This window comes from Pediococcus sp. (genome assembly GCF_003533255.1).
In the GTDB taxonomy this organism is placed as follows: domain Bacteria; phylum Bacillota; class Bacilli; order Lactobacillales; family Lactobacillaceae; genus Pediococcus; species Pediococcus parvulus.
Genome location: NZ_DOEM01000031.1, coordinates 9,488 through 17,037, shown reverse-complemented (window position 1 = coordinate 17,037; position 7,550 = coordinate 9,488). Strand labels below are relative to the sequence as shown.

At 39.8% G+C, this 7,550-nt stretch carries 6 protein-coding genes; 4 read left to right on the top strand and 2 right to left on the bottom strand.

Annotation, left to right across the window (positions count from 1 at the left end; translation table 11 throughout):
* Nucleotides 1–149 precede the first annotated feature (149 nt).
* Both DD627_RS07585 and DD627_RS07580 read right to left on the bottom strand, forming a co-directional pair.
* Nucleotides 150–1,556: a C69 family dipeptidase gene (locus DD627_RS07585; protein WP_260275005.1), complete on the bottom strand. Its 1,407-nt coding sequence runs from the start codon at nt 1,554–1,556 to the stop codon at nt 150–152.
* A gap of 143 nt (nt 1,557–1,699) precedes the next feature.
* Nucleotides 1,700–2,500, bottom strand: coding sequence for an HAD family hydrolase (locus DD627_RS07580; protein ID WP_260275004.1), 801 nt, complete (start codon nt 2,498–2,500; stop codon nt 1,700–1,702).
* A 189-nt stretch (nt 2,501–2,689) separates the two neighbouring features.
* On the opposite strand from DD627_RS07580, the gene DD627_RS07575 reads away from it, so the two are divergent.
* The 4 genes from DD627_RS07575 (at nt 2,690) to rbsK (ending at nt 7,532) form a co-directional block, all read left to right on the top strand.
* Nucleotides 2,690–4,068 (top strand): IS3 family transposase gene (locus DD627_RS07575; protein ID WP_260275003.1). Its coding sequence is split into 2 segments (ribosomal slippage): nt 2,690–3,179 and nt 3,179–4,068, totalling 1,380 coding nucleotides; the frame shifts between segments, so codons are not numbered across the junction.
* Nucleotides 4,069–4,756: 688 nt separating this feature from the next.
* Nucleotides 4,757–6,127 (top strand): NAD-dependent succinate-semialdehyde dehydrogenase, encoded by a 1,371-nt coding sequence (locus DD627_RS07570; protein WP_260275001.1) that lies wholly within the window; start codon nt 4,757–4,759, stop codon nt 6,125–6,127.
* 20 nt (nt 6,128–6,147) lie between these two features.
* Complete coding sequence (locus DD627_RS07565; protein WP_068806540.1) at nt 6,148–6,519, top strand: nuclear transport factor 2 family protein; 372 nt, start codon at nt 6,148–6,150, stop codon at nt 6,517–6,519.
* A gap of 92 nt (nt 6,520–6,611) precedes the next feature.
* A complete protein-coding gene (rbsK, locus tag DD627_RS07560; RefSeq protein WP_068806543.1) occupies nt 6,612–7,532 on the top strand; it encodes a ribokinase in 921 nt (306 codons plus the stop codon).
* Nucleotides 7,533–7,550 lie beyond the last annotated feature (18 nt).

The following is a 7,550-nucleotide window of genomic DNA, read 5'->3' as shown; positions in this document are numbered from 1 at the left end:
TCGTTTATTGGATACACCTTTTTTGAATGCAGATTGTGGTTCCGTTAAACCATCGCTGTTTAAAACTATACATAAAAGTTAGAATTATCCAAAAAAGCCGTGAAAAAATGAATTTTTCACAGCTTTTTAAATTTACAAGTCTTAAAAACTTAATCGTTCAAAGTGAATTGTAATTTCATTTGTGGTTCGCCTAAAGCTAACATTTGACCGAGAAGTTTGTTGGCATAGGCCATTGCAACATCTGACATTTGGTTGTTAACGGACTCCAAGTATTTTGAAACGTCAGTCTGTTGGGTTGCAACCTTATCAGTTTCCATTTGAAGATGACGACAATCAGCAACTGTGTTTTCTTCAAACAAGTTTTCCTGATCCTCATACAAACCGAAGTTGTTATCACCCATCAATGCCAAAACGTTTGTGAGCCAGTACATGGCAGTTGGGTCGCATTCACCGGTTGTTTTACGGTAAGCATCAGGTGTGTCATTAACGTTTGCGTAGAATGGAACTGGTGCATTAAACGTATTAGGACCAAAGGCTAACCAATGAACACCAGCAATTTCTGCAGGAACGTCAGAACGAATTTGTAAGATGTGTAATTCCTGATTTCGGTTGATACCGATTGGCCGGAACTGTTTCTTTTCGTCTTCAGTACCCGTGCCGTAAGGATCATATGGTGTGTTTTGATAGTGTGAACTCAAAACAAACTTCATATCTTCCACACTGATCTTTTTAGAAGTTCGGCAGATGAAAGGTAAGTCCTGATCAATTGGGGATTGGTCAATTTCAGGGTTGAAATACTTTTGGCCGTACCAAGCACGCGGATTATTGTAACGAGTATCCTTGATTGTGGCACTCCCAAAGATATGACGTAAGTTAACTTGGTCAGGATCTGGGTTTAAATGATTTTTCTCGATTAGTTCTGGTAAATCACTTGCAAATAAAGTGTCTTCAGAATCGAAATCATATTGGTCAATGTTGAAACGGTTTGGCGCAATGACACAGGCATCGTCAGGAATGCGGATCGCTGCCCAGTGATGCCCAGCGATTGATTCGAAATACCAAACTTCATCTTTGTCGGAGAAAGCCATGGCATTCATTTCGTACGTGCCATATTTTTCAAGAAGGGCACCTAACCGTTTGACACCTTCACGCGCGGAGTGAATATAAGGAAGTGTAATGGTTGTGATATCCTCTTCGCCAATGCCATCGGCTACAAGGGGATCAACACCCAAAATTCGTGAGTTTGAAGTAATCGTTTCAGTTGCAGTCATTGCGACGTTGTCACTGTTAATACCAGCACCAGCCCAAATTCCGCGGCCATCTGTGGCATCAGGAGTCGAAGTATAACGCAATGGATTTTCAGGTAAATCAATTTCAACGGGGCTTAAAACTGATTTGTAGTGTTTAGGTTGATCCTCAGGCTTAATCACAACAAACTTTTGGGGATTAAGTGGACCGGCTCCGTCCTCGTTACGGGCGATCATTGTAGAACCGTCAATGGAAGCTTTTTTACCGACTAAAATTGTGGTACAGGAACCTTTAATACGTTTTGTCATAAAAAATATCATCTCACTTTAATTATTTACTTAATTGTAGATTAATTGGCCCAAAAATGCGAACCGAGATTTCAATGGATTTTTAGATTAACTAAAAGCACTTAAACGCCGACCAACAAAGTCAAGTTTAAGTGCTGATTTGATTACTTAGCTAAAATATGTTGTTCAATCCCAATTGCGACACCATCTTCGCGATTGCTGGTCGAAACAAATTTGGCGTACTGTTTAACTTCCTGACTGGTATTTGCCACCGCAATGGGTAAACCGACGTGTTTAAACATGGGAATATCGTTTTCTCCGTCGCCAAAGGCTGCCAATTGGTCAATTTTCAAGTGTTCTTCTTTTTGAATTTGAGCAATTGCATTGGCCTTAGTCGCACTGGTTGGGGTGATTTCGATATAAGCATCCCCTGAAGTCATCACATTTAAATCTGGTAAGTTTAATTGTTTTAAGTACTTTTGTAAACGATCAAATAAGGGCGGCTGAAAACTCATAACCATAAATTTATAGATTGTTTGAGTTAGATTGACAGAGGTTTTCTGAATAACCGGCTTTTCATGAGTGATCGCAGTTTCGGCGTCAGTTTCTTGGCAATGTTTATCTGTGAACCAAGTGTGATCAGAATACCAGTTTAAGGATACTTCGGGAAAGTTTTGATGAATAATTGTCATTATTCTTTTAACTGTTTGAGGATTAATAGCTTGTGAATAGATTTGTTGGTAGCCTTTAAGCTGAGGCTTGTAAATTAAGCCCCCGTTGAATGCAACTTGAGTGGTATTCAAGTCAAGGTCGTGAATGGCAAACTGCATTTCAAATGGTGCTCGTGCCGAAACCAAGGAGACTGGAATAGGACTATTTTTAATAACCGAAATATTTTTAGCACTGATTGATCCGTCAGGGCTGAGTAAAGTATTATCCATGTCTAAAAAAATGTGTTGAATCATACAAAATCACGCTTTCATCGTTTTTTGTTTAATTAAAGGTGACGCTTACATTCAGTGTAGCATTAAAGCAATCTTATTTGTGAAAAACAATTTGAGAAGTTTTGCGCTGAAAAAACAACAACCTCAAATTGATAGCTGATGAAGTGAACCCCCGGTATTGGACCAAAATCCAATACCGGGGGTTTTACTATGACCAAATACAACAAACAGTTTAAACGACATGTTGTTCAAGACTATCTGACTTCTTCATTAAGTTTTGGCTTGATCGCCAGAAAGTACCAGATCAAAAGTCATGCGACCGTTAATAAATGGGTGCGTCAATACCAGCGTTTCGGCGTTAGTGGGCTTGAAGTTCGTCGACCAGAGAAAGTTTATGATGGTACTTTTAAGGTGAATGTTTTAAAATGGATGAAAACGAATCAGACATCCATAACCGAAACCGCCCTCAACTTTGATATTTCTGCGCCGTCAACCGTTTGGCAATGGCAACGAACGTTTGAAGATGAAGGACTTGATGCCTTGTTTCGTAACCGAGGACGGTCAAAAATTATGTCAGCTGATAAACAAGGCAAGCAAAAGAAACAACCAGATGAATTAACACGCTTACGTGACGAAAACGAATTACTAAAGATCGAGAATGAATACCTAAAAAAATTGAAGGCCTTGGCTCAATCACAATCAGACAACGAGCACAAATCATCCAAGAACTAAGGCCCAATTATCGGCTCGGTAAGATCCTTAAAGTCGTTGGTATGGCTAAGAGCACCTATAGCTACGCGATAAAGTATCGCCCAACTGAAAATGATCCGGACGCGATCCTTAAACAAACCATTACGGACATTAAAGCTAAAGCCACTGCGGCCGGTTATCGTCAAGTTACTGACCAATTACGCACAATGGGTCTGGTGGTGAATCATAAGAAAGTTTTGCGCTTAATGCGTGAACTAAATCTGTTATCAAAGGCATATAATAAGCAAACCCGTAAGTATAATTCTTATAAAGGAACAGTTGGGGTTGTAGCTAAGAATCGGCTTAGACGACGCTTTATGACCAATCGACCGTATCAAAAGTTAACGACTGATATTACCGAGCTTCGTTGGGGCAATAAAACGATTAAAGAACGAGCTTACTTTACGTGTGTTTATGATTTATTTTCCGGTGAAGTCCTGAGCCATAATATCTCTTTAAATCCAACTGTGGAATTCACCACTGATGTTTTAACCACAGCGATCAATTTGATTCCAAAACAACTAGGTTATCGGACAACGGTTCACTCTGACCAGGGTTTTCAATATCAAAATCCACGTTGGATCCGTATTTTAAAGCAACAACGTATTTTCCAGAGTATGTCGCGTAAAGCAACCTGTTTAGACAATGCAGCCATGGAAAGTTTTTTTCACATTCTAAAAGCAGAAGTTTATGACCAAAAACAGTTCGATACATTGGCAGAATTGACCTTAGTCGTATCTAACTGGATTCAATATTATAATTGTACTAGAACCAAAACAAAACTGGGTGGTAAGAGCCCGGTCAAATACCGTGTTCTTACCACCCAGAAAATTGCTTAAAGTTTCGTCCAATATTTGGGGTTCACTTCAGGTTAAGTAGTTTTTGTTTATGCCGTTTTTCTGAATTGTTATGTGATAATTTAAGATACCGTAACTAAACCAAAATCAAAATTGGTCTATGATAGAAACTCTTTAAGTACTCATAAAGTCACGTAAAAATGTAAGTATAATAGCTGAAATGTTTGCAACTTTTTGATTTTTCTAAATGGCAAATTACTCAGTTTTATAATGTTTTTCAATTATGTTTTCATCTATTTCATCTCCTTGAAATCAATTGCTAAAGACTAGCTTATGTTGGTTAGTTTAAAATATTTGTATTCTTTTTGCAAGCGTTTTCTAAAGCAAATTTAATTAAAAAAAGTTATTGGTATAGGTAATACCCCAAATCTAGGGGGTTTTCACTTCTGTGTGGTTACTGAAATTAAATTAAAATTCCTCAAAAAAAGTAACAATCGAACGTTAAAGTGTGGTTGCTTTTAACTATTCATTTATTTATTTTATGAAACGCTAGGAAAATTATTAATTTTGAAGTGCTCAATTTTGAATAGACCGATGTAAATAAAATAATGCTTTCATCCGTTATGAATTTGAAATTTGGTTGTGCAAATATTTCGCATTAGCTAATTTGCGCTCGTTATAATGAGGGTTGTAAACGCTGTTAACTCAAACAAGGTAAGGAGAATATTCTATGACCTATAAATCAGTAAATCCCTACACGAACGAAACGTTTAACGAGTATCAAAATGCATCTTCTAAAGAGATCGAATCTGCCTTGCAGATGGCTGCTGATCTTGCTCACACGTGGGAGAGTGAATCGCGTTCCAAACGAGCAGAGATTCTTCACACCGTTGCCAATCAATTGCGAGCACAAAAATCCAGTATGGCGGAAATTATGACTCAAGAAATGGGTAAATTGATTGGTGAATCAGAAGAAGAAGTAAGTTTGTGTGCGTCAATTGCCGATTATTTTGCGGACCATGCGGATGAATTTTTAGAACCAACTGAGATTGAAACCACTGGCGCGAGCGCAAATGTTTTGAAACAAGCTTTGGGACCAATTTTGGCATGTGAGCCATGGAACTTTCCGTTATATCAAGTCATGCGAATTTTTGCACCAAACTTTATGGTGGGAAATCCAGTGCTCTTAAAACATGCGTCCATTGTTCCAGGATCAGCTCGAAAAATTGCCCAGATTGTGGAAGAAGCTGGTGCACCTGAAGGCAGTCTGATGAATCTATTCTTAGATTACGACCAAATTGGCGAAATAATTGCCGATCCACGGATTACTGGGGTTGCCTTAACCGGTTCTGAACGCGGAGGTAAGGAAGTTGCCAAAGCAGCGGGTGAGAATCTGAAAAAATCGACGCTAGAATTGGGTGGTAATGATGCCTTAATCGTTTTAGAAGATGTAGATAAAGACGTATTATATGAAGTTGCACCAGCAGCGCGTTTAGCCAATACCGGTCAAACTTGTACAGCTTCAAAACGGTTTATTGTCCCCGATTCGCTGTATAATGATTTTATCAAGCAGCTAACGAAAGCTTTTTCACAGGTTAAAATGGGCGATCCCATGAATCGGGATACGACTTTGGCGCCAATGTCTTCAGAAAAGGCAAAGACCAAACTACAAAAACAAGTGGATGAAGCCGTTGCGGCGGGGGCAACCGTTGTTTATGGTAATCAGTCGGTTGATTTAGATGGGCAATTTTTCATGCCAACGATTTTAACTGATATTACGTCTGAAAACCCAATTTTTGATCAAGAATTGTTTGGGCCGGTTGCCACCGTTTATCGGGTTCATTCTGAGAAAGAAGCCATCGAATTAGCGAACAACTCACAATATGGACTGGGAAGCGTGGTCATGTCGAGTGACTTAAAACATGCTGAAAAAGTGGCAAGTCAAATCAAAGCGGGAATGACGTTCGTAAACCATGGCTGGACCAGTTTACCGGAATTGCCCTTTGGTGGCGTTCGGAACTCTGGTTATGGACGTGAATTGAGCAAACAAGGGATGCTGACATTTGTGAATGAGCATTTAATTTATACGGTTGAAAAATAACGAAAAGAGATATCGGCTAAATGACACGAGAAGTAATTATTGCTGAATATTTTCAGATGTGGATCACAAAGGACTTTTCCAAGCTGACAGAGTATTTTGCTCCGGAAATTTGTTATACGGAATGCTATGGGCCTCAGTATGTGGGGCTTGATGAAGTTCAACAATGGATTAAAAATGAGTCAGCTAAGCAAACCGTTTTGGAATGGCAGATTGATGAAATTAAATCTGTCGATAACCAGTCTTTTGTAAAGTGGTTTTTTAAGGCTCACGAACAAACGACTTACGAATTTGATGGAGTTTCTGTGATTCAGTGGAATGCAGAGGGAAAAATTTCCAAATTGGATGAATACCAGTCTAAATCGGACCATATCCGTCCTTATCAAATCAAGTGAAATTGAGAATCCATGTTGACATGGTTATTAGGCTCTGTATACTCTTAGATAGAAATAAAATCGATTCTAATATAGAAAAAGAAGGAGTAACCATGGCAAATAATGTGACGGTTGTTGGTAGTTTGAATATGGATATTCACATTCCGGTTGCACACATCCCCTTGCAGGGAGAAACACTGAGTTTACTAAAACCTAGCAGTCAGGCGGCGGGCGGAAAAGGTGCCAATCAGGCTGTGGCTGCTCAGCGTTTAGGCGCTTCCGTGCATTTCATTGGTTCTGTTGGTGATGATGACGCTGGAAAACTTTTGCGAAATAAGTGTCAAAATGAAGGCATTGATATTAGCGGAATCCGAATTTTGAATGACGCTAATACTGGACAGGCGTTTATTATGCTGGAACCAGATGGCCATAACACAATTATGGTTGAGGGTGGCGCTAATAAGTTGGGTTCAGTGGAAGCTGTTAATGCAGATCGGGTGAATATTCAGCGTTCACAGATTACGATTGCCCAATTGGAGACAAATTTGGAGCCGGTCATCGCGGCGTTTAGATTGGCCAAACAAGTGGATCGGTTAACTATTTTGAATCCAGCACCGGCTTTGCCTGAATTACCGGAAGAATTGATTCAGTTGACGGATGTGATTACGCCAAATGAAACGGAAGCGGCGACATTGACTGGTCAAAAGGTAGAAACTGAAGCAGATTGTCAAAAGGCTGCGGCGAGATTCCAAGAGATGGGAATTGCCAATGTGGTGATCACACTGGGATCAAATGGTGTTTTCTACAGTGTGAACGGTAGGAGTCGATTGGTGCCTGCGCATAAAGTTACGCCGGTGGATACAACGGCGGCGGGAGATACGTTTATTGGTGCGATTGCGGCAAAGGTGGTGCCAGATTTGAGTAATATGGATGAGACGATTGAGTTTGCAAATTTGGCGTCGTCATTGACGGTGCAAAAAGAGGGCGCGATGGATTCGATTCCTGAATTAAGAGAAGTGAATGAAGTAAAGTGAACGAAGAAGAACGGGAGT